The organism is Salinicola peritrichatus, from assembly GCF_003206715.1.
GTDB classification, from domain to species: domain Bacteria; phylum Pseudomonadota; class Gammaproteobacteria; order Pseudomonadales; family Halomonadaceae; genus Salinicola; species Salinicola peritrichatus.
In genome coordinates this window covers 1-25,826 of record NZ_PZJU01000054.1, presented here as the reverse complement: position 1 = coordinate 25,826, position 25,826 = coordinate 1, and the positions used below count along the sequence as shown (strand labels likewise).

20 protein-coding genes and 1 tRNA gene are annotated in these 25,826 nt (G+C 62.9%); 18 read left to right on the top strand and 3 right to left on the bottom strand.

The genetic code is table 11. The features are described from left to right. Positions 1-181: 181 nt before the first annotated feature. The 13 genes from DOM57_RS18215 (at position 182) to DOM57_RS18155 (ending at position 16,913) form a co-directional block, all read left to right on the top strand. Positions 182-2,371, top strand: a complete 2,190-nt coding sequence (locus tag DOM57_RS18215; protein WP_110650609.1) for a TRAP transporter permease — start codon at positions 182-184, stop codon at positions 2,369-2,371. A 205-nt stretch (positions 2,372-2,576) separates the two neighbouring features. Beyond that, positions 2,577-5,651 carry a formate dehydrogenase-N subunit alpha gene (fdnG, locus tag DOM57_RS18205; RefSeq protein WP_476707495.1) on the top strand — a complete coding sequence of 1,025 codons (3,075 nt, stop codon included), beginning with the start codon at positions 2,577-2,579 and terminating at the stop codon, positions 5,649-5,651. Positions 5,652-5,663: 12 nt separating this feature from the next. Next, complete coding sequence (fdxH, locus tag DOM57_RS18200) at positions 5,664-6,641, top strand: formate dehydrogenase subunit beta (protein ID WP_110650607.1); 978 nt, start codon at positions 5,664-5,666, stop codon at positions 6,639-6,641. Beyond that, positions 6,638-7,282: a formate dehydrogenase subunit gamma gene (locus DOM57_RS18195; RefSeq protein WP_110650606.1), complete on the top strand. Its 645-nt coding sequence runs from the start codon at positions 6,638-6,640 to the stop codon at positions 7,280-7,282. The genes fdxH and DOM57_RS18195 overlap by 4 nt, the downstream gene beginning before the upstream one ends. Beyond that, on the top strand, positions 7,269-8,216 hold the full coding sequence (fdhE, locus tag DOM57_RS18190) for a formate dehydrogenase accessory protein FdhE (RefSeq protein WP_204353029.1): 948 nt from the start codon (positions 7,269-7,271) through the stop codon (positions 8,214-8,216). Before DOM57_RS18195 ends, fdhE begins: the two co-directional genes overlap by 14 nt. Positions 8,217-8,395: 179 nt before the next feature. Beyond that, on the top strand, positions 8,396-9,826 hold the full coding sequence (selA, locus tag DOM57_RS18185) for an L-seryl-tRNA(Sec) selenium transferase (protein WP_110650605.1): 1,431 nt from the start codon (positions 8,396-8,398) through the stop codon (positions 9,824-9,826). After that, positions 9,823-11,763: a selenocysteine-specific translation elongation factor gene (selB, locus tag DOM57_RS18180; protein ID WP_110650604.1), complete on the top strand. Its 1,941-nt coding sequence runs from the start codon at positions 9,823-9,825 to the stop codon at positions 11,761-11,763. The genes selA and selB overlap by 4 nt, the downstream gene beginning before the upstream one ends. A gap of 43 nt (positions 11,764-11,806) precedes the next feature. After that, positions 11,807-11,902, top strand: a tRNA-Sec gene (locus DOM57_RS21870). Between the two features lie 694 nt (positions 11,903-12,596). Then, positions 12,597-13,559: a cation diffusion facilitator family transporter gene (locus DOM57_RS18175; RefSeq protein WP_239496312.1), complete on the top strand. Its 963-nt coding sequence runs from the start codon at positions 12,597-12,599 to the stop codon at positions 13,557-13,559. Between the two features lie 135 nt (positions 13,560-13,694). Then, positions 13,695-14,531, top strand: coding sequence for a methylenetetrahydrofolate reductase [NAD(P)H] (metF, locus tag DOM57_RS18170; RefSeq protein ID WP_110650602.1), 837 nt, complete (start codon positions 13,695-13,697; stop codon positions 14,529-14,531). 241 nt (positions 14,532-14,772) lie between these two features. Next, positions 14,773-15,315 carry a superoxide dismutase family protein gene (gene sodC / locus DOM57_RS18165; protein ID WP_110650601.1) on the top strand — a complete coding sequence of 181 codons (543 nt, stop codon included), beginning with the start codon at positions 14,773-14,775 and terminating at the stop codon, positions 15,313-15,315. 184 nt (positions 15,316-15,499) lie between these two features. Continuing rightward, entirely contained in the window at positions 15,500-16,171 is a 672-nt protein-coding gene (locus tag DOM57_RS18160; protein ID WP_110650600.1) for a metal-dependent hydrolase, read from the top strand. A 73-nt stretch (positions 16,172-16,244) separates the two neighbouring features. Beyond that, complete coding sequence (locus DOM57_RS18155) at positions 16,245-16,913, top strand: haloacid dehalogenase type II (protein ID WP_162619592.1); 669 nt, start codon at positions 16,245-16,247, stop codon at positions 16,911-16,913. A gap of 22 nt (positions 16,914-16,935) precedes the next feature. On the opposite strand, the gene DOM57_RS18150 is transcribed toward DOM57_RS18155, so the two are convergent. Together DOM57_RS18150 and prlC are read right to left on the bottom strand one after the other, a co-directional pair. Then, positions 16,936-17,193, bottom strand: coding sequence for a YheV family putative zinc ribbon protein (locus DOM57_RS18150; RefSeq protein ID WP_110650598.1), 258 nt, complete (start codon positions 17,191-17,193; stop codon positions 16,936-16,938). A gap of 74 nt (positions 17,194-17,267) precedes the next feature. Further along, the gene (gene prlC / locus DOM57_RS18145) at positions 17,268-19,334 is read right to left on the bottom strand and encodes an oligopeptidase A (RefSeq protein WP_110650597.1); all 2,067 of its coding nucleotides are present in this window, start codon (positions 19,332-19,334) and stop codon (positions 17,268-17,270) included. Positions 19,335-19,496: 162 nt separating this feature from the next. Here prlC and DOM57_RS18140 point away from each other — a divergent pair, with 162 nt between their 5' ends. Together DOM57_RS18140 and DOM57_RS18135 are read left to right on the top strand one after the other, a co-directional pair. Further along, a complete protein-coding gene (locus DOM57_RS18140; RefSeq protein WP_110650596.1) occupies positions 19,497-20,837 on the top strand; it encodes a sodium-dependent transporter in 1,341 nt (446 codons plus the stop codon). A 26-nt stretch (positions 20,838-20,863) separates the two neighbouring features. Beyond that, positions 20,864-21,397, top strand: coding sequence for a gamma carbonic anhydrase family protein (locus DOM57_RS18135; RefSeq protein ID WP_110650595.1), 534 nt, complete (start codon positions 20,864-20,866; stop codon positions 21,395-21,397). On the opposite strand, the gene DOM57_RS18130 is transcribed toward DOM57_RS18135, so the two are convergent. After that, the gene (locus DOM57_RS18130; protein ID WP_110650594.1) at positions 21,398-22,189 is read right to left on the bottom strand and encodes a GntR family transcriptional regulator; all 792 of its coding nucleotides are present in this window, start codon (positions 22,187-22,189) and stop codon (positions 21,398-21,400) included. Positions 22,190-22,460: 271 nt separating this feature from the next. Here DOM57_RS18130 and DOM57_RS18125 point away from each other — a divergent pair, with 271 nt between their 5' ends. Genes DOM57_RS18125 through DOM57_RS18115 form a run of 3 tightly spaced genes read left to right on the top strand, consistent with a single transcriptional unit; the run spans position 22,461 to position 25,353 of the window. Continuing rightward, positions 22,461-23,216, top strand: a complete 756-nt coding sequence (locus DOM57_RS18125) for a (Fe-S)-binding protein (protein ID WP_110650593.1) — start codon at positions 22,461-22,463, stop codon at positions 23,214-23,216. Further along, entirely contained in the window at positions 23,213-24,700 is a 1,488-nt protein-coding gene (locus DOM57_RS18120; protein ID WP_110650592.1) for a LutB/LldF family L-lactate oxidation iron-sulfur protein, read from the top strand. Before DOM57_RS18125 ends, DOM57_RS18120 begins: the two co-directional genes overlap by 4 nt. Next, the gene (locus DOM57_RS18115; RefSeq protein WP_110650591.1) at positions 24,697-25,353 is read left to right on the top strand and encodes a LutC/YkgG family protein; all 657 of its coding nucleotides are present in this window, start codon (positions 24,697-24,699) and stop codon (positions 25,351-25,353) included. Before DOM57_RS18120 ends, DOM57_RS18115 begins: the two co-directional genes overlap by 4 nt. Positions 25,354-25,826: the final 473 nt, after the last annotated feature.

The following is a 25,826-nucleotide window of genomic DNA, read 5'->3' as shown; positions in this document are numbered from 1 at the left end:
ACGATCTCGCGAGCTAGAACCAAACTAGGCGAAAACGCTTAAGGAAAGGAAAGGACCGGGCTCGCGTACGAGTTTACATAGGGTTAAATGAGTGTTCCGAAAGCGTTTTTAACGACGTTTGGCCGACGCGCAGCATATCGTAAACGGGTTCTTGGCGTTTCGCTGAATGTAGGAAACTAGTATGTCCGAACCAAAAGTGACACTTTCCGCCGATGCTCCCGAGGATCCGTCGGTCAAGGAAGCGCTGGAAAAATTCGACCGCGAAAGTCTGGTGCGGGATTCACTGCCCGCCGCGGTGGTCAAGTTCGTCACCCTCGTCAGCGTGCTGCTGGCGTTGTTTCATCTTTACACTTCTTTCTCCGGACCGCTGGTGGATGTCGCCCAGCGCAGCATCCACCTCTACACCCTGCTGGGATTGGCCTTCATTCTCTATCCGCTGACCCGCAAGGGCGCGCGGGACCGGGTGCCATGGGGCGATGCGCTGGTTGCCTTGGTGGCATTCGGCATCGGTGTCTACATGCTGGTGGTCTCGGACCGGGTGATCGCCTCCGCCGGACGGATCAACCAGACCGACATGATCGTCGGCTTCATTGCCATCCTGCTCGTGCTGGACGCGACGCGACGTGTCACCGGCTGGGGGCTGACGATCCTCGCGGCGCTGTTCTTGATCTACGGTTTCTACGCCAAGCTGTCGTTCTATCCGCAGCTGAACGAGACCATCATCCTCGCCACCTGCCGCCAGATCGTCTCGCACCTGGTATTCATCACCGAAGGACTGCTGGGCACGGCGATCGGTGTCTCGGCCAGCTACATCATTCTGTTCATCCTGTTCGGTGCCTTTCTCGGCAAGTCCGGCCTCGGCCAGCTGTTCAACGATCTGGCGCTGTCGATCGCCGGCCACACTCGGGGCGGTCCGGCCAAGGTGGCGGTCATCGCCAGCGGTTTCCTGGGCTCGATCAACGGCTCGGCCATCGCCAACGTGGTGACCACCGGCGCCTTTACCATCCCGCTGATGAAAAAGACCGGTTACAAGGCCAACTTCGCTGGCGCGGTCGAAGCCTCGGCCAGTGTCGGTGGGCAGATTCTGCCGCCGATCATGGGTGCGGCGGCGTTCATCATGGCCGAGGTGCTGTCGGTACCCTACACCCAGGTGATCCTGGCCGGCATCATTCCGGCCCTGCTCTACTATCTCGGGGTGCTGTTTCAGGTGCATCTGCGTGCCATGCGCAATGGCCTGGAAGGCATCCCACGCTCGCAACTGACGCCATTCAAGGAAGTCATGCTCAAGCGCGGCCATTTGCTGGTGCCGATGGCGGTGCTGCTGTGGCTGCTGTTCGATGGCCGCGCCCCGTTTTTCGCTGCCTTCTGGTCGATCGCCGCTACCGTGCTGATCTGCGGTACCCGCCGGGTCACCGTCGGGCTCAGCGTGATCCTCGTACTGCTGATCTTCGAGCCACAACTGCGGGCGCTGTTCCACGGTAATGCGCTGCCCAATTTCCCGGCCAGCCGCTGGATGCTGTTCTTGATCATTGCCATACCGGTGGTGATCAATGCGATCCGCGCCAGGCTCGGCATGGTGGCCGAGAAGATGGATATCGCCGACTGTCGCGACGCCATGCACGACGGTGTGCGCAACGCCATTCCGGTGGCGGTGGCGTGCGGTGCGGTGGGCATCATCGTCGGCATCGCCACGCTCACCGGTATCGCGCTGGAGGCGGCAGACGCCGTGGTGACGCTGGGTCAGCAGGTCCCGATCCCGATGATCCAACTGCTGGTCACGCTGGTATTGACCATGATCGCGTCGATCGTGCTGGGAATGGGGTTGCCGAGCATTCCGACCTACATCATCACCAGCACCATGGCGGCGCCGATTCTGCTCAACCTGCCGATGTTCCGCGAACTGGCGGGCAGCAACGACACCGCGATCTTCGTCGCCCACATGTTCGTGTTCTACTTCGGTCTGTTCGCCAACCTGACGCCGCCGGTGGCGCTGGCCGCCTATGCCGGTGCGGGCATCAGCGGCGGCTCGCCCAATGCGACCGGCTTCCAGGCGATGAAACTTGCCATCGCCGGCTTCGTGGTGCCCTACATGTTCGTGTTCGCCCACAGCATGCTGATGATCGACGCGACGCTGTGGGGCACGCTGTGGGTGATCGTCACCGGTGTGATCGGTGTGCTGCTGCTGGCGGTAGCGGTGGAAGGCTATCTGCGCCGACCGCTCAATCCGTTCTGGCGCCTGCTGGCGGCCGTCGGGGCGCTGGCGCTGATCTTCCCGGGCTTGGTCAGCGACATCGTCGGCGCGGTCATTACCGTGGTGCTGTTCCTGCTGGCCAAGACGAAGTCGGAGGCGACGCCCGCCAAGGTGACGTGATACCGGTCGGTATCTGGCTGCATAGTCGATGCCCATTCGCCGAGATCGGCGAATGGGCTTCTTGCGTTTTTAGTGCTACGACTTTGGTCGTATGTGATGATTTGTCTAGTCGGTAACGATGACAGTATCGGCTTGCGTTTGCTATAAGGAATAGCAAGCACCCAGTGGGAACAGAGGTGCCAATCAAGACCGATGAGGACGACATATGGCCATCAATGTCACGCGGCGCCAGTTTTTCAAACTGGGCGGGGCGGGATTGGCGAGTTCGAGTCTGGCGATGATGGGCTTCGCGCCCGAACCCGCCGAGGCTTCGATTCGCCAATTCAAGCTGACCCACGCCAAAGAGACTCGCAACACTTGCACCTATTGTTCGGTGGGCTGCGGCATCCTGATCTACAGCAAGGGTGATGGGGCAAAGAACGTCGAACAGAACGTCTTCCATATCGAGGGCGATCCGGATCATCCGGTTTCTCGAGGTTCGCTCTGTCCAAAGGGAGCCGGGCTTCTGGATTTCGTTCACAGCAAGGGGCGCCTCGAGTATCCCCAGGTACGTGAAGCGGGCAGTGACGAATGGCAGCGCATCAGTTGGGATGAGGCGTTGAATCGTATCGCGCGTCACATGAAAGAGGATCGCGACGCCAACTTCGTCCAGCGCAATGCCCAAGGGCAGACGGTCAACCACTGGACGACCACGGGCTTTCTGGCGGCGTCCGGCTCATCCAACGAAGCGGGCTATATCACGCACAAGGTGGTGAGAAGCCTCGGCATGGTGGCATTCGACAACCAGGCACGCGTCTGACACGGACCGACGGTGGCAGGTCTTGCCCCAACATTCGGTCGCGGTGCCATGACCAATCACTGGGTCGACATCCGCAATGCCAATCTGATTCTTTCGATGGGCGGCAACTCCGCCGAGGCGCATCCCGTGGGCTTCCGCTGGGTGACCGAAGCCATTGAACACAACAAGGCCGAGTTGATCACGATCGATCCGCGTTTCACGCGGACCGGCGCTGTCGCTCAGGACAAGGCGTTCATTCGCACCGGCACCGATATCGCGTTCCTGGGCGGGCTGATCAGCTATCTGATCGAGACCGACCAGATTCAGCGCGAGTACGTGCTCAACTACACCGACGCCGCCTTGATCGTGCGCGATGATTACGGTTTCGAGGACGGTCTGTTCTCTGGTTACGACGCCTCTACCCGCAGCTACGACAAGCGGTCTTGGATGTACGCGATGGGCGACGATGGCTTCGTGCGTCGTGACGAATCCTTGCAGGATCCGCGCTGCGTCTATCAGCTGCTGCGCGCACACTATTCGCGCTACACGCCGGACATGGTGTCGAGCATCACCGGGATTCAGGTGGACAACATCCAGCGTATCTGGAAAAAGATCGCTGCCACGGCAGTGCCGGATCGCACCATGACGATCCTCTACGCGCTCGGCTGGACCCAGCATTCGATCGGCTCGCAGATCATTCGTACTGCAGCCATGGTGCAGTTGCTGCTCGGCAACATGGGCATGCCCGGCGGTGGCGTCAATGCACTGCGCGGTCACTCCAATATCCAGGGGCTGACCGATCTCGGGCTACTGTCCCAGTTGCTGCCAGGTTACATGACCCTGGCCAATGCCACGGAGCAGGAGTATCGCGCCTACATCGACAAGCGTGTCAAGCAGCCGACCATCGAGGGGCAGGTTTCCTACTGGAAGAACTACGAGAATTTCCACGTCAGCCTGATGAAATCCTGGTTTGGTAACGCGGCCACGCAGCAGAACGACTGGTGCTTCGACTGGCTGCCCAAGCTGGAGCGACCGCTCTATGACGTGCTCGATACCTTCGATCGCATGTCACGTGGCGAACTGACCGGCTACTTCTGCCAGGGATTCAATCCGCTGGCCTCGTTCCCCGACCGGGCCAAGGTGACTCGAGCGCTGTCATCGCTCAAGTATCTCGTGGTGATGGATCCGCTCAATACCGAGACCAGCGAGTTCTGGAAGAACTACGGCGAATACAACGATGTCGACCCGAGTCAGATCGACACCGAAGTGTTCCGTCTGCCAACCTGCTGCTTTGCCGAGGACGAGGGCTCCATCGTCAATAGTGCGCGCTGGCTGCAGTGGCACTGGGCTGCGGCGCCGCCGCCGGGAGATTCCCGCCCTGATACGGCCATCATGGGGGAACTGTTTCTCAAGTTGAAGCAGCTCTATCAACAGGAGGGTGGTGTCTTTCCGGCGCCGATTCTTAACCTGACCTGGGACTACAAGATTCCCGCCGAGCCGTCGCCTCAGGAATTGGCGCGTGAGTACAATGGCCGGGCACTCGAGGATCTCGTCGATGCCGACGGCAACGTGACCCGTCGTGCCGGCGAGCAACTCGCCGGTTTCGCCGAGCTTACCGCCGACGGCAAGACGGCGGCGGGTTGCTGGATCTTCACCGGCTGCTGGACCGAAGACGGCAACATGATGGCGCGCCGCGACAACGCCGACCCCTACGGCACCGGTAATACGCTCGGCTGGGCTTGGGCATGGCCAATGAATCGGCGCATCCTCTACAACCGAGCCAGCGCCGACCTGCAGGGGCGACCCTGGGGGACGAACAAGGCGTTCATCTGGTGGGACGGCGAGCAAGGTGCCTGGGTCGGCGCCGACGTGCCCGACTTCCCGACCAACTCGCCGCCATCTCAGGGGCAGATGCCGTTCATCATGCAGCCGGAGGGCGTCGGCCATCTATTCGCCGGGCAAAGCATGGTCGACGGTCCGTTCCCTGAGCACTACGAGCCGTTCGAGTCACCGGTGCCACAGAACTTGCTGCATCCGGGCAAGGAGCAGGCGCGCAACAACCCGGCTGCGCGCATCTTCGATGCCGATCGCGAGGCGTTGGGCAAGCCAGAGGATTTTCCTCACGCGGCGACGACCTATCGGCTGACCGAGCATTTTCACTTCTGGACCAAGCACGCCGAACTCAACGCCATCGTGCAGCCACAGCAGTTTGTCGAAATTGGTGAGGCACTGGCCGAGGAGATCGGCGTGGCCGCCGGGGACTGGGTCAAGGTGTCGTCCAATCGCGGTTCGATCCGTGCAGTGGCGGTGGTGACCAAGCGCATGCGACCGATGCGGATCGGTGATCGCCAGGTTCACCACGTAGGGATTCCGTTGCACTGGGGTTTTACCGGCGCGGCCAGGAAGGGATATCTAATCAATGCGCTGACGCCCTTCGTCGGCGACGCCAACACCCAGACACCGGAGTACAAGTCGTTCACCGTGCGCGTCGAGAAGGCGTAGGAGAGTTCGAATATGGACAATTCCCAGAACATCATCGCCCGCTCCGCGACCACGACGGCGCCGCCGCAGGTGCGCAGCCACGTCGATGAAGTGGCCAAGCTGATCGATGTCTCCAAGTGCATCGGCTGCAAGGCATGCCAGGTGGCGTGCATGGAGTGGAACGATCTGCGCGACGAGGTCGGTGAGTGCCACGGCACCTATGACAATCCTACCGATCTGACCCCCGAATCGTGGACCGTGATGCGCTTCAGCGAGTATGAAGACACCAACGGCGGGCTGGAGTGGCTGATTCGCAAGGACGGCTGCATGCACTGTGCCGAACCCGGCTGTCTGGAGGCGTGCCCGGCGCCGGGAGCGATCGTGCAGTACGCCAACGGCATCGTCGATTTCGACTCCAACCACTGCATCGGCTGCGGCTATTGCATCACCGGCTGCCCGTTCGACATTCCGCGGATTTCGCCCAAGGACCAGAAATCCTACAAGTGCACGCTCTGTTCCGATCGGGTCAATGCCGGGCTCGAACCCGCCTGCGTCAAGACCTGCCCGACCAACTGCATCGAATTCGGCACCAAGGCGGACATGCTGGCGCGAGCGGAGAAGCGGGTCGGCGATCTCAAGGAACTCGGTTTTCGCGATGCGGGCATCTACGATCCGGCGGGGGTCGGCGGCACACACGTGATGTACGTGCTGCACCATGCCGACGATCCCAACCGCTACAGCGGGCTGCCCAAGGATCCGCGCATATCGCCGCTGGTCGATGCATGGAAAGGCGCGACCAAGCCGATCATGTCGGCAATCATCGGTATCACGGCGTTTGCCGGCGTAATTCACTACATGACCAAGGGGCCGAAGGAGGAACCCGAGGAACAACCGGACGCGCATGAGGAAACACCACCGCATGCGCTCGGCTACGACGCCACGCAGCGCAACGAGCGTGGGCACGACGCAGGCGATAGCGCGGGCGAGCGTCCGCGAGGAGATGAGCGATGAAGGTGTCACGCAACCGATTGATCCGCTACTCGCCGCTGGATCGCGCCAATCACTGGAGCATGGCGTTGATGTTCGTGTTGCTGGCCCTTTCCGGACTGGCATTCTTCCACCCGGCGTTCTTCTTTTTCAGCCATACGCTCGGTGGGCCGGTATGGGCGCGTATCCTGCACCCGTTTCTCGGCGTGGTGCTGGTGCTTCTGTTCTATGCCATGGCGGCGCGTCATGTGCGCCGTAACCTGTTCGATCGCAATGACGTGCAGTGGATGCGCCAGATCGATGACGTACTCAACAATCGCGACGAGAAACTGCCCAAGATCGGCAAGTACAATCCCGGGCAGAAACTGGTCTACTGGGCGTTGATCGCCTCGATCGCCCTGCTGTTGATCAGCGGCGTGATCATGTGGCGGCCGTGGTTCGCCGGCTACTTTCCGATTCCGTTGATCCGCTTCGCCAGCTTGCTTCATGCGGTGGCGGCGTTCGTTGCCATCGTCACCATCATTGTCCACGTCTATGCCGCGATCTGGGTCAAGGGCTCGATTCGCTCGATGACGCGCGGCTGGGTGACGCGGGCCTGGGCGCGACACCATCATAGTCTCTGGGCACGCGAACAAGAGGAGGCGCAGCGTCGTGAGCAGCCGTGACACCACTACTTCCGCCGGGCACGCCTTCGGCCAGGCGCCGCAATCGCCCGGAGCGCCGCCGATGGTGGTGTTGCCGGGGCGCAAGCTGTTCGCCGAACGTGCGCAGCGACTGTATCGGCTCGCCGAGCGGGTGCCGGCGCTGGGGGGCTACCTCCACTTCATGGCGCGGGTGGTCGAGGCTCAGCATCGCGTGCTGCAGCAGGCGCGGCCGAGCCTGACCGATACCGCGGATCTAGCGATCGCCCACGATATCCCGCCGCTCTCGGTCGACGGGCTGTGGCGCGACATGTCGTGGCCACAGGATCTCGATGTCCTGGTCGCCGATCTCGACGACGACGTGCCGGACACGCAGCGGGAATGGTTCGAGTCACTTAAGGCGGCGGCATACGAAGAGCGGGCGAAGATCGCTGCCGCCCTGCTGAGCGGCGAGGCACTGACGGCCGAGGCAACCGCGATGGCGCCGCTGGTCGGTGCTGCACTGCAGGTGGCCTGGACACGACAGGCGCGCACCCTGACTCACGCTCCAGGGCGGCCGAAGGAAGCCGTGCGTGCGCTCTGTCCCTGCTGCGGAGCGCCGCCGGTTGCCAGCGTGATCCAGATCGGCATGGCGCGCTCCCGGGTGCGCTATCTGCACTGCGGACTCTGTGCCACCGAATGGTACGCCGAACGTGCGCGTTGTCCGCAGTGCGGCGACAGCCAGACGCTGGACTACATCACGCTGGAAGACGAGGCCGGCAAACGGGTGCTGCCGGTGCAGGCCGAAACCTGTGGTCACTGCTCGAGCTATCTCAAGGTGGCACAGCGCGAGTGGGAGCAGGGCGCCGATCCACTAGCCGACGATCTCGCCAGTCTGGCACTGGACATGATGATCGCCGACCGCGAACTGGCGCGGCGCACCTTCAATCCGTTGCTGGTGCTGGGCAGCCCGGCCTGACGAACGGCATCTGGGTCGTGAAAGGCGACCCGGCCGACGCCGCGTGTCTGGGTGTTGGACCGAAGCATGCATAAGGACAGGTGCCGAGGTCGGGGCGTCCGGAAAAGAGCTACCGGGCTTGCCTCGGCACGCCGGCGACGATTAAATCGAGACTTCACCCGTAGCCCTGCAAACTGCTGATGTCGGAAATCACTGCCATACCCGATGACCTGCGCCGCCAGCTTCCGGCGGTCGCCACGTTGCTCGATCACCCCCACCTCGACGACCTGCGCCAGCGCGTCGGCGAACGCGCGTTGACTCGTGCGATTCGCGAGACGCTGGCCACGTGGCGCGCCCGGCTCGGCGCCGGTGCGACTGAACGACCGAATGAGGAGACGCTGGTCGCCGCGATCCGCGGGGTCGTCGAAGCCCGCCGGCGGCTCAATACTCGCCCAGTCTTCAATCTGACAGGGACGGTGATCCACACCAACCTGGGGCGTTCACCACTGAGCGAGAGCGCGATCGAGGCGGTCGTCGAGGCCGCGCGCCATCCGGTCGCGCTGGAGTACGATCTCGCCGCCGGGCGCCGCGGCGATCGCGACCGGCTGGTAGAGGGTCTGCTCGTCGAGCTGACCGGCGCCGAGGCGGCGACGGTGGTCAACAACAACGCCGCCGCCGTGCTGCTGGCGCTGACGGCACTGGGAGCCGGGCGCGAGGCGATTATCTCGCGGGGCGAGATGATCGAGATCGGTGGCGCTTTTCGCATGCCGGACGTGATGACCACCGCCGGTTGCCGACTGATCGAGGTCGGCGCCACCAACCGCACCCACGCGCGGGATTTCCAACAGGCGCTGGGCGAGGAAAGCGGGCTGATCGTCAAGGCGCATGCCTCGAACTATCACGTCGAAGGCTTCACCAGCAGCGTGCCCGAGGCCGAGCTGGCCGATATCGCCCACGCCCACGGCATTCCCTTCATGATCGATCTGGGCAGCGGCGCGCTGACCGACTTTCGCGCGCTCGGGCTGCCGCACGAAGCGCGTCCGGCAGAGGCGATCGCCGCCGGTGCCGATCTGGTCACCTTCAGTGGCGACAAACTGCTCGGTGGGCCCCAGGCGGGTATCGTGGTCGGCCGGCGCGAGCTGATCGCCAAGCTCAAGTCGCACCCGCTGAAACGCGCGCTACGCTGTGACAAGCTCACGCTCGCTGCGCTGGAAGCGACACTCAGGACCTACCGTGACAGCGAGACCCCTGAGCGCGACCTGCCGACGCTTTCCATGCTGACCCGGCCCGTGATGGAGATTGCCGCCCAGGCCGAGCGCCTGCTGCCCATCGTGCGTCGTACGCTCGATGGCATCGCCGAGGTCGACGTTCGGCCCTGTCGCAGTCAGTTGGGCAGCGGTTCGCTGCCGGTGGATCGGTTGGACAGCGAGGCAATGGTGCTGACGGTTTCTCGTGGTCGCGAGCTGGCGCGTCTGGAACGCGCGCTGCGCCGCCTGCCTCGGCCGATGATCGGGCGCGTTCACGAAGGCGCGCTCTGGCTCGACCTGCGCTGTCTTGACACGACGGCCGAGGAGCAGGCTTTTCTGGATCAGCTCGAGCAGTTGCCGACGTACTGGCGGGAGGCTGCATGATCGTCGGCACCGCCGGCCACGTCGACCACGGCAAGACGGCTTTGATCCAGGCCCTGACCGGCGTGGCGACCGATCGCTTGAAGGAGGAGCAGGCGCGTGGCCTGACCATCGAGGCCGGCTATGCGTATCCCGATCCACCAGCAGATTTTCCCGACGCCACACTCGGATTCATCGATGTGCCGGGCCACGAGCGCTTCATTGCCAACATGCTCTCCGGTGCCGCCGGTATCGAGGCGATGCTGCTGGTGGTGGCGGCGGACGATGGCATCATGCCGCAGACCCGGGAACACACACGTATTCTCGAGCTGCTCGGCGTGACCCGTGCCTGGGTCGCCCTGACCAAGATCGACCGGGTCGAGCCGTCGCGAGCCGACGCAGTGCGTGCCGAGGTCGACGCCTGGCTCGGCGAGACGCCGTTCGCCGGTGCGCCGATCTTCCCACTCTCCAGTGTCAGCGGCGAAGGCATCGCGCCGCTGCAGCGGACGCTCTGGACGGCAGCAGCGAATCAACCAACACGGGCGGACGCAGGTGGTTTTCGCCTCGCCGTCGACCGCGTCTTCGTCAAGTCGGGGGCCGGCGTGGTCGTTACCGGTACCGTGCGCGGTGGCGTGGTCCATCTCGGCGACAGCGTGCAGCTACTGCCGTCATTGCTGACGGCGCGTGTGCGCGGCTTGCGTACGCAGAACCGCGAAACCGAGCGCGCGGGCTACGGCGAGCGCTGTGCCATCAACCTGAGTGGCAGCGACATCGAGCGCGGCCGTGTGACACGTGGCGACTGGGTCGTGGGCGAGCATTCACCGATCGCCGACCGTCAGCGCCTGGACGTATCGCTGCACCTGTTGCCGGAAGCGCCGCCGCTAGCCCAATGGACCCCGGTGCACCTGCACCATGCCAGCGCCCATGTCACCGGCCGGGTCTCGTTACTGGAAGGAGAATCGCTGCGCCCTGGCGAAACCATGCTGGCCCAATTGGTGCTCGAGTCGCCGTTGCAGCCGGCGCATGGTGACGCCATCGTCGTGCGCGATCACGGCGCCAGCCGCACGCTGGCCGGTGCTAGGGTGCTCGACGTCACGCCGCCCCGGCGTGGCGCGCGGCGAGCGGAGCGGCTCGTCTGGCTGCGCGCGCTGCAAGGGATACTGCCGGACTCGGCGGCGCCGACCTCACCGGATCGACTCTGGCCGGCACTGGGCGCGGATCGCGGCGTCGATCTCGACGCACTCGCCGCCAATCTCGATCTCGCCCCGGATGAGGTCGCGGCATCCGCCGAGCGTGCCGGCTGGCAGGTGGTGGCTGGCAGCAGTGTGCGCCATGCTTTCCCCGACGACTATCTGCAGGCGCGCTATCGGTACGTCCTCGCTCGATTAGCGGAGATTCACGCGTCCGAACCGAGCATGCGTGGAGCGGAGATCGACCGGCTACGACGCATGAGTGCGCCGAGCCTGCCTCCGGAGCTGTTCCGGCCGTTGCTGGAGCGCTGGAAGCGCAATGGCGAGATCGTCCAACGCGGCCCTTTCGTGGCACTAGCTTCACATCATGCGACGCTTTCCAACGAGGAGACCGCTCGCTGGCAGCAGGTGCGGCCGTTGCTCGCGGCCTCACCCTTTGAGCCGCCGCGAGTGCGTGACATTGCCCACATGCTCGCATGGCCGGAGGCAGAAGTGCGCGAGCTGCTGCGTAACTGCGCACTGCTGGGTAAGGTCTATCAACTGCGTCACGATCACTTCTTTCTCACGCCTGCCGTAGCGCAATTGGCCGCGTGGATTCGCGAGCTGGATGCCCTGGCGGCGGAGGGCGTCACGGCTGCGGCATTCCGCGACCGGGTTGGCTGCGGCCGCAAGCTGGCCGTTGCCATCCTAGAGTTTTTCGACCGCATAGGTTTTACTCGACGGGTCGGCGATAGCCACAAGGTGCTCCGAGAGGATATGCTATTTGAGTGATTGCGACGTTGGTTGTCGATAGCGACCATTTGTCATTGATTATGGAAGAGAATCGTTCCCCGGTGGGACGCCAGGACTTCAACTCCTGTAGGGGCTGCCAGCGGTCCCTGGTGGGTTCGACTCCCACTCTCTTCCGCCATTTCCTCTTTCCAAGCTCGTGTTTGTGGTCAGTTTACTTGGCTGGTTAGGCCTTGAGGCGTGACCTGCTCGCTTCCTTGTCGCGATTCTCGATATCTATTTTTCATTGCAAAAAATTACACGCGTCTCTTGGATCGTTATCTCATTGTAAGTGATTGATTAATAAAATATAGTTAACTCTATCAGTAAAAATGATGCAACGATAACCATTTTTATCTTGGATATAAGGAGCTCTCGGTTCACTGTTGAAGGCGCTCACTTAGCCAGGTGGCATTTATCGCGAAGGACCGCGGAAGTGAGCACTCCTTTCTAACCCGCCATTCGATGTCCATCCCTTTGTTCATCCTGCCCATGCGTTAGGATGGTCCACTCTTATGTGGCATCTGCGCAATGGAAGTGATGATCGTCTTATGCAAGGTTCACTGATCGGTATCGTCGTCGGTCTCGTCGTCTGGATGACGACGGGTGAATGGGGTTGGGGCATTGGGGGCGGCATCGCCACGGGCATCGCATGGGACCTCTGGCGACAGCGGCCGGGACGGGGCGATTGAAGTCGCGGATTGCCGTAGGCCTGGCCTTTGCCACGCCAAAGGGAGACCGTTCAATGACGCGGATGTCCGCCGCTGGCGTGTAATACAATAGCGCCAAGGGTGTGCGCTATCATGCAGTCTCACGTTCTCGTCAGGATGGGTCTCATGGCCTCACACGATCACGTTCACCACGATCACCCGCATGACCATGCGCATCGTCATGATCACGATCACGTGCCGACGGTAACGGCTGACAGTGCCAGGCGGGTCAAGCTGGCGATGTTTCTGACCGCCGGGTTCATGTTGGCGGAGGCGGTCGGTGGCTGGCTCTCCGGATCATTGGCGCTGCTGGCGGATGCCGGACATATGTTCAGCGACAGCTTCTCGCTGGGGCTGGCATTGTGCGCCTTCGTCATGGGAGACAAGGCGCCGGACAAGCTGCGCACCTTCGGCTATCAACGCTTCCAGGTACTGGCGGCGTTCATCAACGGGTTGACGCTGCTGGGCATCGCGGTATGGATATTCATCGCCGCCATCCAGCGCTTCGCCCAGCCGGTGGCGGTGCTCGCCGGGCCGATGATGATCATTGCGGTGCTGGGTCTGTTGGTCAACCTGATGGTGTTCAAGATCCTGCACGGCGGCGACCGGGAGAACCTCAACCTGCGCGGGGCGCTCATGCATGTCATGGGGGATCTGCTGGGTTCGGTCGCGGCCATCGCGGCTTCGGTGGTGATCATGCTCAGCGGCTGGACGCCGATCGATCCACTGCTGTCGATGCTGGCCGCCGCCTTGATCCTGCGCGCGGCCTGGAAGATCCTGCGACGTTCGGCCCACACCCTGCTCGAAGGAACGCCGGAAGGCATCGACGTGGCCCAGATCCGTCAGACGTTGAGCGAGGTCGAGGGAGTCAAGAGCCTGCATGACATGCATGTCTGGGGGCTGACGCCACAGGACCCGCTGTTGAGCGCGCATCTGGTGATCGAGCGTCCGGATCTTCACGACAAGGTGATCGAACGCGCCTATCGCCTGTTGCAGGAGCGCTTCGACATCCAACACGCGACCCTGCAGGTGGAGACGCAGGACTGTCTCACCGGCGGCGATTGCCACGCGGCGGCCCTGCATCCCTGAGTCATCATTCACGGAAAGTTCGAAGATACATGAAGGTGTCTCATGAGGGTGGACGGAAAGTTTCATTGGCTGTTGCTGGCACCGAAAGGCAAAATCCCCTGTCCGTTTAATCTCTACCGTTAGAAGAGCGCGCCAATGAACACGCAGCCACCACTGGGCATCAGCTTCGAATTCTTTCCTCCCAATACCGACCTCGGGCGGGAGAAGCTCGGAGCGGTGCGTGATGCCCTGGCGGCGCGCCAGCCGCGATTCTTTTCGGTGACCTATGGTGCCGGTGGTTCGACCCAGGCGCGCACCTTCGACACGGTCGAAGCCGTGCGCCGCAGCGGCACGACCACCGCGCCGCATCTCTCCTGTATCGGTAGCGACAAGGCCTCGTTGCGTGAGCTGCTGCACACCTACCGCGACAAGGGGATCGACAGCCTGGTCGCGCTGCGCGGCGACCTGCCTTCGGGCATGGGCGGTGCTGGCGAGTTGCGCCATGCCAACGAATTGGTCGAGTTCATCCGTGCCGAGACCGGCGATCACTTCGAAATCGCGGTGGCGGCCTATCCCGAGGCGCATCCCCAGGCGCCGAGCTTCGAGCGCGACCTGGAAAATTTCGTGCGCAAGGTCAAGGCCGGAGCCGATCTCGCCATCACCCAATACTTCTTCAATGCCGACGCCTACTTCCATTTCGTCGAGCGGGTCCGGGCCATGGGCGTCGATACGCCGATCGTGCCCGGCATCATGCCCATCACCAACTACACCAAGCTGGCGCGCTTTTCCGACGCTTGCGGTGCCGACATCCCGCGCTGGATCCGCAAGCAGCTCGAGGCCTTCGGCGACGATAGCGAGAGCATCCAGGCGTTCGGCACCGAGGTCGTCTCGCGCCTGTGTCAGCGCCTGCTCGATGGCGGCGCGCCGGGGTTGCACTTCTACACGCTCAACCAGTCCATACCGGTGCTGCGTATTCTCGACAACTTGCGCTGAGAACCCGTTTACGATCTGCTGCGCGTCGGCCAAACGTCGTTGAAAACGCTTTCGGAATGCTCATTTAACCCCATGTAAACTCGTACGCGAGCCCGGTCCTTTTCTCAAGCGTTTTCGCCTCGTTTGGCTCTAGCTCGCGAGGTCGTAAACAGATTCTGAGCCAGGCTCGCGTCTGTCGTGCTCTTTGTCTACGTTGAAGGCATGACCTTCACGTAAGGAGTATTCACGCAAGGAGGGTGAGATGCGACGCAACGATTTACTGGGGCTTGGCGCGGGTATGGCGCTGGCCATGACGGGATTGGCACAGGCGGACACCACGGTAGAGATGCACAGCGTTTCCGCCGACGGCGTCGGCGAGAGCATCGGCAGCGTCACGGCCGAGGATACCGACTACGGGCTGCTGCTGACCCCGGACCTCTCGGGCCTGAATGCCGGCATCCATGGCTTTCACCTGCACGTCAACGCCAGCTGCGAGCCCAGCGAAAGCGATGGCGAGGTGACGCCGGCCGGTGCGGCAGGTGGCCATTTCGACCCGGAAGAGACGGGGACTCACCAGGGCCCGTACAGCGACGAGGGGCACCTCGGCGATCTGCCGGCGCTGATGGTGGATGCCGACGGCAATGCCACCACGCCGGTACTGGCGCCGCGGTTGTCGGAAGACGATCTGGCGGGACATGCGCTGATGGTGCATGAAGGCGGCGACAATTACTCCGACGAGCCCGATCTGGGTGGAGGCGGTGGCCGAGTCGCCTGCGGCGTCATCGAGAGTGGCAGTGCCAGCTGACGCTCCCCCGGATGTTCGCCTATCGCGGCTCTGCCATTGGCAGGGCCGTTTTTCTGCCTCGTCCATCGTTGTCGGCGTTCTCGATATGGCCAGAACGGAAATTTGATTGCCGTAAGCTATTGTTTACGCAGCGCCAGACACGCCATAATCTGATGATTTATCCAGTTATGGGGCGCCCGCGTCGATGGCTAATTTCCGAACGCACTTTGGCGTAGCGAGTCTCGGCGGAGGGCTGGCCGCGCAAGCCGGTTGGCAGGTGTCGCTGTGGAGCGGGTGGCAGGCGCTGGCGGTGGCCGCTCTGGTGGCGTTCGGCGGCATCCTGCCGGATATCGATGCCGACCACTCCCAGGCGGTGCGTTTGATCTTTCATATCCTGGCAGTGGCGGCCATCGTGCTGGCCGTTCTGATTCTTCAGCAGCGTTTGACGCCGGCCGGTCTGTTCGCCGTTTGTGGTGGCCTCTATCTTGGCGTCCGCTATGTCGCCAGTGCGCTGTTTGCCCGTTTTACCGTTCATCGGGGACTCTGGCATTCCCTGTTGGCCGCGGCCATCAGTGGGCTGTCGACGACCGCCATCAGCTTCACCTTGCTGGATCAGCCGGAGCGGCTGGCGTGGATACATGGCCTGGCGCTGACGCTGGGATTTCTCATCCACTTGACGCTGGACGAACTGTACAGCGTCGACCTCACCGGGGCGCGTCTCAAGCGCTCGTTCGGTACCGCACTCAAGCCGATCGACTGGCACGCCCCCGGCGGATCATTGATGCTGCTGCTGGCCTCGACGCATCTGCTGAGCTGGCTGCCGTCGCTGGCGGTACTGCGCCAGTTGCTGGATCAGAGCCTGTCGCTCTGGCGTTAGCGTGACGATGGACGCGCGAGGCAGGGTGCGCTTTCTATACTGAATGGCCTACCCATCGGCCACGGAGGTCGCGATGCATCTGGTATTCGACGTCAACGAAACGCTGCTCGACACAGGCTCCCTGAATCCGCTGTTCCGGCGGTTGTTCGGCAGCGAGGCGCTGCGTTCGGAGTGGTTTCTCACGCTGCAGGAAGGCTGGATGACGGCCAACCTGATCGAGCGTTTCGAACCCTTCGCGGCACTCGCCCAGAGCGCACTGCGCCAGCTCGGCGCCAAGCATGGCGTCGACATCTCGCCGGACGACGAACAGACGCTGGTCGAAGGCATGCTCACCATGCCCGCACACGCCGATGCCGCAGCGGCGCTGGCCCGGTTGCGCGAGGCGGGACACCGGCTGACGGCATTGACCAATAGCGCTCTCAAGGCGGCCCATCAGCAGCTGGGGCACGCAGGGCTGGACGGTTATTTCGATGTCATCTTGAGCGTGGAGAGTGTCGCGCGTTACAAGCCGTCCGCCGAGCCATACCGGCAAGTGGCAGACCACTGGGGTGTGCCGGCCGGCGAGCTGGTGATGATCGCCGCCCATGGTTGGGATCTGATCGGCGCCCATGCCGCCGGGCTGCGTACCGCATTCATCGCGCGGCCGGGCAAGGCGATGGATCCTAAGCTCGGGAGCGTGCCGGATTGGCACGACGATGACCTGGTGCGTCTGGTGACGCGTATTGCCGACGCGGCGGCTTGAACGGATTTCAAGTGCCGGCCGCTCAATGACGGCGGCCGGGATCGAGAATGCGTACTGGCGTGATCTCCTGGCTGGCGGGCTGCTGATTGTCGCGGGGCTGGTTGACGCGGGTCGGCAGTTCGCGTGGGGGTTCATCCTCCACCGGCAACTGCTCGAAGAAATCGCAGCTGACGCAGTCGCGATAACGGATACCGTTCTGCTCCCAGGTACGAATACGGTCCATGGCCGCGCAGCGTGGGCAGATTGCGCCGGCAATGAAACGTTTCGGCGTTTGGTTCATGAGGTACCTCAAAAATCGTTGGCGAGCGGGCGCTGGGTCCCCAACGCTCGCTCGACTGTACGGGCCGCATCTACTTAGATGGCATTCTGGGTTTCGATGCTCTGGGGTTCGATGCCCGAGTGACGCAGCAGCGGCTCGATGCTGGGTTCGCGACCGCGGAACGCTTGGAACAGCTCGGCGGCGTCGCGTGAGCCGCCACGTTCGAGAATTTCCTCGCGGAAGCGTCGACCGGTCGCCGGGTCGAAGATACCGGCTTCCTCGAACGCGCTGTAGGCATCGGCGGAGAGCACCTCGGCCCACTTGTAGCTGTAGTAACCCGCCGCGTAGCCACCGGCGAAGATGTGCGCGAAGCCGTTCTGGAAGCGGTTGAAGCCGGCCGTCGGCACCACCGACACCTGGGCCCGGACGTCATCGAGCAGTGCCTGGACGTCGCTGGCCGAAGGTGTGCTGTATTCGTAGTGCAGGCGGAAATCGAACAGCGAGAATTCCAGCTGGCGCACCATCTGCATCGCCGACTGGAAATTGCGCGCCGCCTGCAGCTTCTCCAGCAGTTCGTCGGGCAACTTGTCGCCGGTATCGACGTGGCCGGCGATCAGGTCGAGGCCCTCGCGCTCCCAGCAGAAGTTCTCCATGAACTGGCTCGGCAGCTCCACCGCGTCCCAGGCCACGCCGCTGATGCCGGAGACGTCGGCAACGGTCTGCCGGGTTAACATGTGGTGCAGGCCGTGGCCGAATTCGTGGAACAGTGTCAGCACTTCGTCGTGGGTCAGCAGCGCCGGCTTGCCGCCCACCGGCGGGGTGAAGTTGCAGGTCAGATAGGCCACCGGCAACTGCAGCTCGCCGTCCTCGCGCTGGCGACGCGTGCGGCAGACGTCCATCCAGGCACCGCCACGCTTGCCTTCGCGGGCATACAGGTCGAGATAGAAGCCGGCGATCGGCCGGTCGCCATCGAGCACGTCGAAGTAACGCACGTCCGGGTGATAGCGCGGCGCTTCCGGATTCTCCGCCATGGTCACGCCGTAGAGTTTCTGGGTGACGCGGAACAGGCCGTCGACGGCGCGCGGCGCGGGGAAGTAGGGGCGCAATTGCTCCTGGGAGATGTCGTAGCGGGCCTGGCGCAGTTTCTCGCTGGCGAAACCGATATCCCAGGGCTGGAGCGTTTCGAGTCCCAGCGTTTCGCGGGCGTAGGCCTGAAGTTCGTTGAAGTCGCGCTGCGCCTGGGGGTGCGCACGCTTGGCCAGGTCGTCGAGGAAACCGAGTACCTGCTGCGGCGATTCGGCCATCTTGGTCGCCAGCGAGTAGTCGGCATAGGTGTCGAAGCCGAGCAACTGGGCGAGTTCGTGACGCAGTGCGAGGGTCTCTTCGATGATCGGCGCGTTGTCGTGCTGCCCGGCGTTGGGCCCTTGGTCGGAGGCGCGGGTGACGTAGGCGGTATAGACCTCGCGACGCAGCTCGCGGTCTTCGGCGAAGGTCATCACCGGCAGGAAACTCGGTACGTCCAGGGTGATGCGATAACCGGTTTCGCCCTTGGCTTCGGCGTAGGCTTGCAGCGTTTCCAGCGCGCTATCGGGCAATCCGGCGAGGCGTTCGGCATCGTCGATCGACTTGTGCCAGGCCTGGGTGGCGTCGAGCAATTGATTGGAAAAGGTGTTGCCGAGTTCGGAAAGCCGCGCCTGGATCTCGCCATAGCGTTGCTTCTTGTCGGCCGGCAGATCGACGCCCGCCAGGCGGAAGTCGCGCAAGGTATTGTCGATCGCCTTGCGTTGAGATTCGTCGAGCGTGGCGAACGCCTCGCTCCGCTGGAGCCGTTCGAACGCCTCGAACAGTGCGGTGTTCTGGCCGACCCAGGTGCTGTATTCGGAGAGCAGCGCCAGGCAGCGTTGATACGCCTCGCGCAGCGCCTCGTTGTTCATCGTCGAGTTGAGATGCGAGACCGGCGACCAGGCTTGGGATAGGCGGTCGTCGAGCGCTTCCAGCGGCGCCGCCAACGTTTCCCAGGTGACGTCCTGCTGCTGCGCCAAGGCTTCGATGGCTTGCCGATTGTCGGCGATGATCTTTTCGATGGCCGGCACGACGTGTTCGGGGCGAATCGCCTCGAACGGCGGCAGGACATGGTGTTCTAGCAGCGGATTGTTCGGCATGGTCACCTCGGACGGATAATCGATGCCATTCTACATGGGGTGGGACGGCGCTGCTTTCAATGTGCCACGCCCGTCAGGATTGGCGACTCGCCGACGCCCTGATAGGCTCTGCGCGTTTTGCCATCCCATGGCGATGCCCGTTCGAACAGAGGCCCCGAGACGATGAACGAAACCCTGGAGCGCTGGCAGTCCCGGCGTGCCTTCATACTGGCGGTGACCGGGGCGGCGGTCGGGCTGGGCAACATCTGGCGCTTCCCCTACATGACCGGAGAGAACGGCGGCTCGGCTTTTCTGCTGCTCTACATCGTCTTCGTATTGTTGCTGGGGCTGCCGATGATGATGGCCGAAATCATGATCGGGCGCGCGGGGCGGCGCAGTCCGATGCAGGCATTGGCCTATCTGGCGGCCGAAGCCAGCGTCAGCCCCCGCTGGCGCTGGGTCGGGCTGTTCGGTGCCGTCACGGTGTTCTTCATTCTGTCGTTCTATTCCGTCGTCTCCGGGTGGTCGATCGAATATCTGGTCGACGCCGTCAACGGCAGTTTCGTCGACCGCTCGCCACAACAGATCGGCGCCAGTTTCGATGCTTTCCTCGCCGACCCGCTGCGCATGACCTTCAACCACACGCTGTTCATGCTGCTGACCATGTCGGTGGTGGCCGCGGGCGTCGCCAACGGGCTGGAAAAGCTCAACAACGTGATGATGCCATTGCTCTACCTGATCCTGTTGGTACTGGGCGGTTACGCCGTCACCACCGCGGGTTTCGGCGAGGCGATGCGCTGGCTGTTCACGCCCAATCTGGCGGCGATCGATTGGAGTGTCGTGCTCAACGCCATGGGGCATGCTTTCTTCACGCTGGCGGTGGGCGCCTGTGCGTTGATGGCCTATGGCGCCTACATGCCCGACGATCAGAGCCTGCCGCGGGCAGTGTTCGCGGTGGCGTTGCTCGACATCGCGGTGGCGCTGCTCTCCGGTATCGCCATCTTCTCGGTCGTCTTCACCCATGGCATGGACCCGACCGAGGGGCCTGGCCTGATGTTCGTGACGCTGCCCATCGCCTTCAGCGAACTGCCGGGCGGCCAGGTCTGGCTTGGGGCCTTTTTCTTGTTGCTGCTGGTGGCGACCTGGACTTCGTCGATCAATCTGGCCGAACCGATGGTGGCGATGCTGGTCGCTGCCGGCTGGCGGCGGGGACGTGCGGCGGCCTTGGTCGGCGCGCTGGTGTGGGGCGTCGGCCTGCTCTCGGTGTTGTCTTTCTCGACCCTGGCGGAGGTGCACTGGATCGGCGAGATGAACTTCTTTGCGCTGGTGTCCACGATTCCGCCGGATATCTTTCTGCCTGTCGGCGGGCTATTGATCGCGATATTCGCCGCCTGGCGAATGCCTGTCGAAGCCGCGGCGTCGGCGTTCGGCGGTTCGCCTGCGGGGTTTCGTCTGTGGCAGATATTGGTGCGCTTTGTGTCGATTCCGCTGACGGCCGTCGTGCTATTGTCGGGGCTGTTGTGAGCGAATCATCAACGGAGGAATGAAACGTGACGATTCGGGCTTTTCAGGGCATCAGTCCCAGCCTCGGTGAACGGGTGTTCATCGACGACACCAGCGTGGTGCTAGGCGATGTCGCCCTCGGCGATGACTGTTCGGTATGGCCGATGGCGGTGATTCGCGGCGACGTTCACCGCATCCGTATCGGCGCACGTACCAGCGTGCAGGACGGCTGCGTGCTCCATTGCACCCATGCCAGCGACTACAATCCAGGCGGCTTTCCGCTGGTGGTCGGCGACGAGGTCACCATCGGCCATCAGGCGACGCTGCATGGCTGCACGATCGGCGATCGAGTGCTGATCGGCATGGGCGCCGTGGTGCTGGATGGCGCGGTGGTCGAGCGCGAGGTGATCATCGCCGCCGGCACGCTGGTGCCGCCGGGCAAGGCGCTTGCCAGCGGCTATGTCTATGCCGGTAACCCGGCCAAGGCATTACGCGAGCTGAAACCCGCGGAGCGCGAGTTTTTCGCCTACTCGGCAGCCAACTACGTCAAGTTGAAGGATCGGCACATGAGCGGGGAGTGATCAGCTCTTGCGGCTGCTGTCGGCCAGCAGCTGCGAGCGCCGTTCGGCGCGCTGGGCACGTGATTCGGCGCGCTGCATTTCCATCAATCCCGCCTTGACGTAATCGAGATGTTCATGCGCCATTGACCGGGCCTCTTCGGCGCGCCCTTCGAGGATCGCTTCCAGCATGGCGCGATGTTGCGCCATCAATAGCGCTCTCGCATTGGGGCGCTCGAACAGATGCGCCAGGCTGGCGACGATGCTCTTCTCCAGTAGATGAAACAAGCCGCGTATGGTGTGCAGCATGAGTACGTTGTGGGCTGCCTCGGCAATCGCCAGATGGAAGGCGGCATCTGCCTTGGCCTCGCGCAGCGGGTCGCTCTGCAATGCGGGATCGTTGTAGCTGGCATCCAGCTCCCGGAAACGACGCTGCAGCATCTCCTTGTCCGCCGGCGTGGCTCGCATCGCCGCGTGATAGGCGGTGATTCCTTCCATCGCATCGCGAAATTCGAGCACGTCGAGGTGAAACTCGTCGTGGCGCGACAGCATTTCCAGCATCGGGTCGTTGTAACTGTCGTTGAGCCGTGCGCTGACATAAGTGCCGCCTCCCTGACGGCTGGTCAGCAGTCCCCTGGCGGAGAGTTTCTGGATCGCTTCGCGCAGGGAAGGGCGCGAGACACCGAAGCGTTCCGCCAACTCGCGCTCGGCCGGCAGTTTATGGCCGGGCTTGAGGCTGCCTTCGAGGATCATCGCTTCCAGGCGTTCGGTAAGGACATCGGCCAGTCGGGGCTGGCGAACGGAAGAGTAAACCAAGGCTCTGCTCCTGGGGCTCGGCATGAAATTGGTTTTACCAATAATGCCGTGCGGGAACGTGTGTTGCCAGTCTCTGCTTCATCAACTCAGGGCAGTCTATGAGTGCAACTAAAGTTCAAGGCAAAAGAGAGCCATTTGGGGCCTTTCGATTTGACCGCCGGAACGTAATGGCAATAATGGCTGAACAATGAATTGTCAATTGGTAAAACCAATTTAGCGGTCGGTATGTAATCCGATCGCCCCGAGGCGCCAGCGACCATGGAACCGTGACATGACAGCCGTGAAGCTCTATCCCGCCAAGCCGGAGAAGGTCTACCTCTTCGGCACCTGCCTGATCGACGTGTTCTTTCCCGATGCGGGGATGGACGCGCTGCATTTGTTGGAACGTGAAGGCATCGAAGTCCTTTTTCCCGAGAACCAGACCTGCTGCGGCCAGCCCGCCTATACTTCCGGTTATCACGATGAGGCGCGTACGGTGGCCGGCGCCCAGCTCGATCTGTTTCCCGGCCCGTGGCCGATCGTCGTCCCTTCCGGCTCGTGTGGCGGCATGATGCGCACGCACTATCCGCAGCTGTTCGCCGGTTGTAACCGGGAGGCTCAGGCAAGGGATGTGGCCTCGCGGGTGTTCGAGCTGACGGAGTTCCTGATCCATGTCTGTCACGTGCGGCTGGCGGACAAAGGCGAGCCGCAACGCGTCGCCATGCATACGTCGTGCAGCGCACGGCGCGAGATGGGGCTGGCGGAAACCGGGCCGAAGCTGCTCGGTCAACTGGCCAACGTGACCTTGGTCGAGCAGGCGCGCGCCGCCGAATGCTGTGGCTTCGGCGGTACCTTCGCGGTACGCCACCCGGAGATCTCCGGGGCGATGGTGGCGGACAAGGCGCAGGCGCTGGAAGCCGCCGAGGCGGAACACTTCGTCACCTCCGACTGTGGTTGTCTGATGAACATCGACGGCTATCAGCAGCATGAGCATCGCCAATTGCGCGGCGAGCACATCGCCAGCTATCTGTGGAGGCGAACGGCATGAATCAGCTCACCCAGCCGCAACGGCCGGCCGACAGCGCTCAGGGCGGCTCGGCGGCGCCCGCTGTGCAGACCTTCGACCCGCGCCACTTTCATGCCCAGGCCCACGATGCGCTGACCAATCCACAGATTCGGAACAACTTCCGCACGGCCATGGATGGTCTGATGACCAAGCGCCGGGATGCTTTTGCCGAATGGGATCTCGAGACACTGCGACAACTGGGTGCCAACGTGCGCCTGCGGGCATTGGCCAAGTTACCGGATTTGCTGGAACGGCTGGAGCGCAACTGCCAGGCCAATGGCATTCAGGTTCACTGGGCGGAGGATGGCGAGCAGGCATGCCGGATCATTCGCGAGCTGTGCGAGGCTCGCGGCGCCAAGCGCATGATCAAGGGCAAGTCGATGGTCTCCGAAGAGATGCATCTGAACGCGCATCTGGAAGAGGCCGGCATCGAGGCGCTGGAGTCGGACCTGGGTGAGTACCTGGTGCAGATGGCCCAGGAGACGCCGTCGCACATCATCATGCCGGCGATCCACAAGAACACCGGCGAGATCGCCGAATTGATGCACGACAAGACGGGGATCGAGCGCACGCTGGATGCCGATGCGTTGACTGCCGCGGCGAGGGCGCAATTGCGCGAGCGTTTCATGGCGGCCGATGTCGGCCTGTCGGGGGTCAATTTTGCTGTCGCCGAAACCGGCACTTTGTGTCTAGTCGAGAACGAGGGCAACGGTCGGCTCACCACGACGGTGCCGCCGATGCACATTGCCGTCACCGGGATCGAGAAAGTGGTCGAGCATCTGCAGGACGTGGCGCCGCTCTATGCTCTGTTGACGCGCTCCGCCACCGGGCAGCCGGTCACCACCTACTTCAACATGATCTCGGGGCCGCGCAAGCCGGACGAACATGACGGTCCGCGTGAGGTGCATCTGGTGTTGGTCGATAACGGCCGTTCGCGTATCTACCAGGACGATGAATTGCTCGACACGCTGCGCTGTATCCGCTGCGGCGCCTGCATGAATCACTGCCCGGTCTATACCCGCGTTGGCGGCCACACCTACGGCACGACATATCCGGGGCCGATCGGCAAGATTCTGATGCCGCATCTGCTGGGGCTCGATGCGACCCGTGATCTGCCCAGCGCTTCCAGTCTCTGCGGCGCCTGCGGTGAAGCCTGCCCGGTCAAGATTCCGATTCCGGACTTGCTGGTGCGCCTACGCAAGGAGGCGGTCGGCGAAGGGCGCGGCAACGTGCCTGGCGCCGGGGTCAAGCGCGACGCCAAGGAGGTGGCTGCCTGGAAGGGTTGGCAGTGGCTGGCGACCCACCCGGCCGCCTGGCGGGCGGGCACGGGGATCGCCGGGCGCTTCAAGGCATTGTCGCCCGATCGGCTACCGCCCTGGACCGACTATAGGGCCGCCCCCAAGCCGGCCGGCAGGACTCTGCACGCCATGATCAAGGCGCGCCGCAAGCAGGAGCCGAGTGTATGAGTGCACGCGACGATATTCTCAACCGCTTGCGTCAGCGTCTGGATGGTGAATTGCCGGTCCCGGAGAGTGACTTCTCGGTGATGACCGGACGCGGCTGGAGCCAATCGGAGCGGCTGCAGCGTTTCGAACATATGATTTCTGCGGTCCATGGCGAGGTCATACACACTTCTCGCCAGGCGTGGACGGTGGCGCTGGGGCAAGTGCTGCGGGAGAAAGGTATCCGCACGCTGGCGCTCGGGAAAGCGCACGATGTCGCGGTCGAAGCTCGCGCCACGCTTGACGGTGCCGAGATCGAACTGGTGGATGCCGACCGCGACATCGAGGACTGGAGCCGTGAACAGTTCGAAACGGTGGATGCCGGACTGACCTCGACGCTGGGCGCGATCGCCGAGACCGGCAGCCTGTTTCTCTGGCCGACACCGGATGAGCCTCGGCGGTTGAGCCTGGTGCCGCCGATCCATATTGCCGTACTGGATGCCGGCAGCATCCACGACACCTTCTTCGATATGCTGCGCGCCGAGCGCTGGTCCGACGGCATGCCTACCAATGCACTATTGGTATCGGGGCCGAGCAAGACTGCCGATATCGAGCAGACGCTGGTCTATGGAGTGCATGGGCCAAGACAGCTCGTTGTGCTGTTGCGTCAGGACTGAAGCGCTGCTGGCAGGGCTGCCAGCAGCAAGCTTTGGGTACATCCTGACAGGCGTTTGTTATCGATCTCACTTTTTTTGTCGCCAGGGCTTGCCAAGTTGGGCCGGGGTCCGTAAAGTACGCATCCGCTGGCGACGAGACAGGCTCTCGACAGCAGCGGGGAGACAAGCCAAACGATTGATTCGATTGAATAAATCAAGCATCGTTAGGCAGCGAAGCAAGCGGTTGGGCTTCACGGTGTCTTCCAGGGTTCGCGGCAGGATTCGACAAAAAAGACGTTGACATCGAAGCCCGGATCCTTAAAATACGCCACTCCTTACGGCGGCCAAGAAAGCAAGCGCTGACAAGCACTTGGGTTCGAAAGGCAGAAGTCGAAAGACTTCTCTAGTAGGGGCGCTCTTTAACAATCGATCAGGTAATTGATGTGGGCGCTTGTCTTGCGTGACGCCAGTCACGCGATATCGAGGCAAGCGAC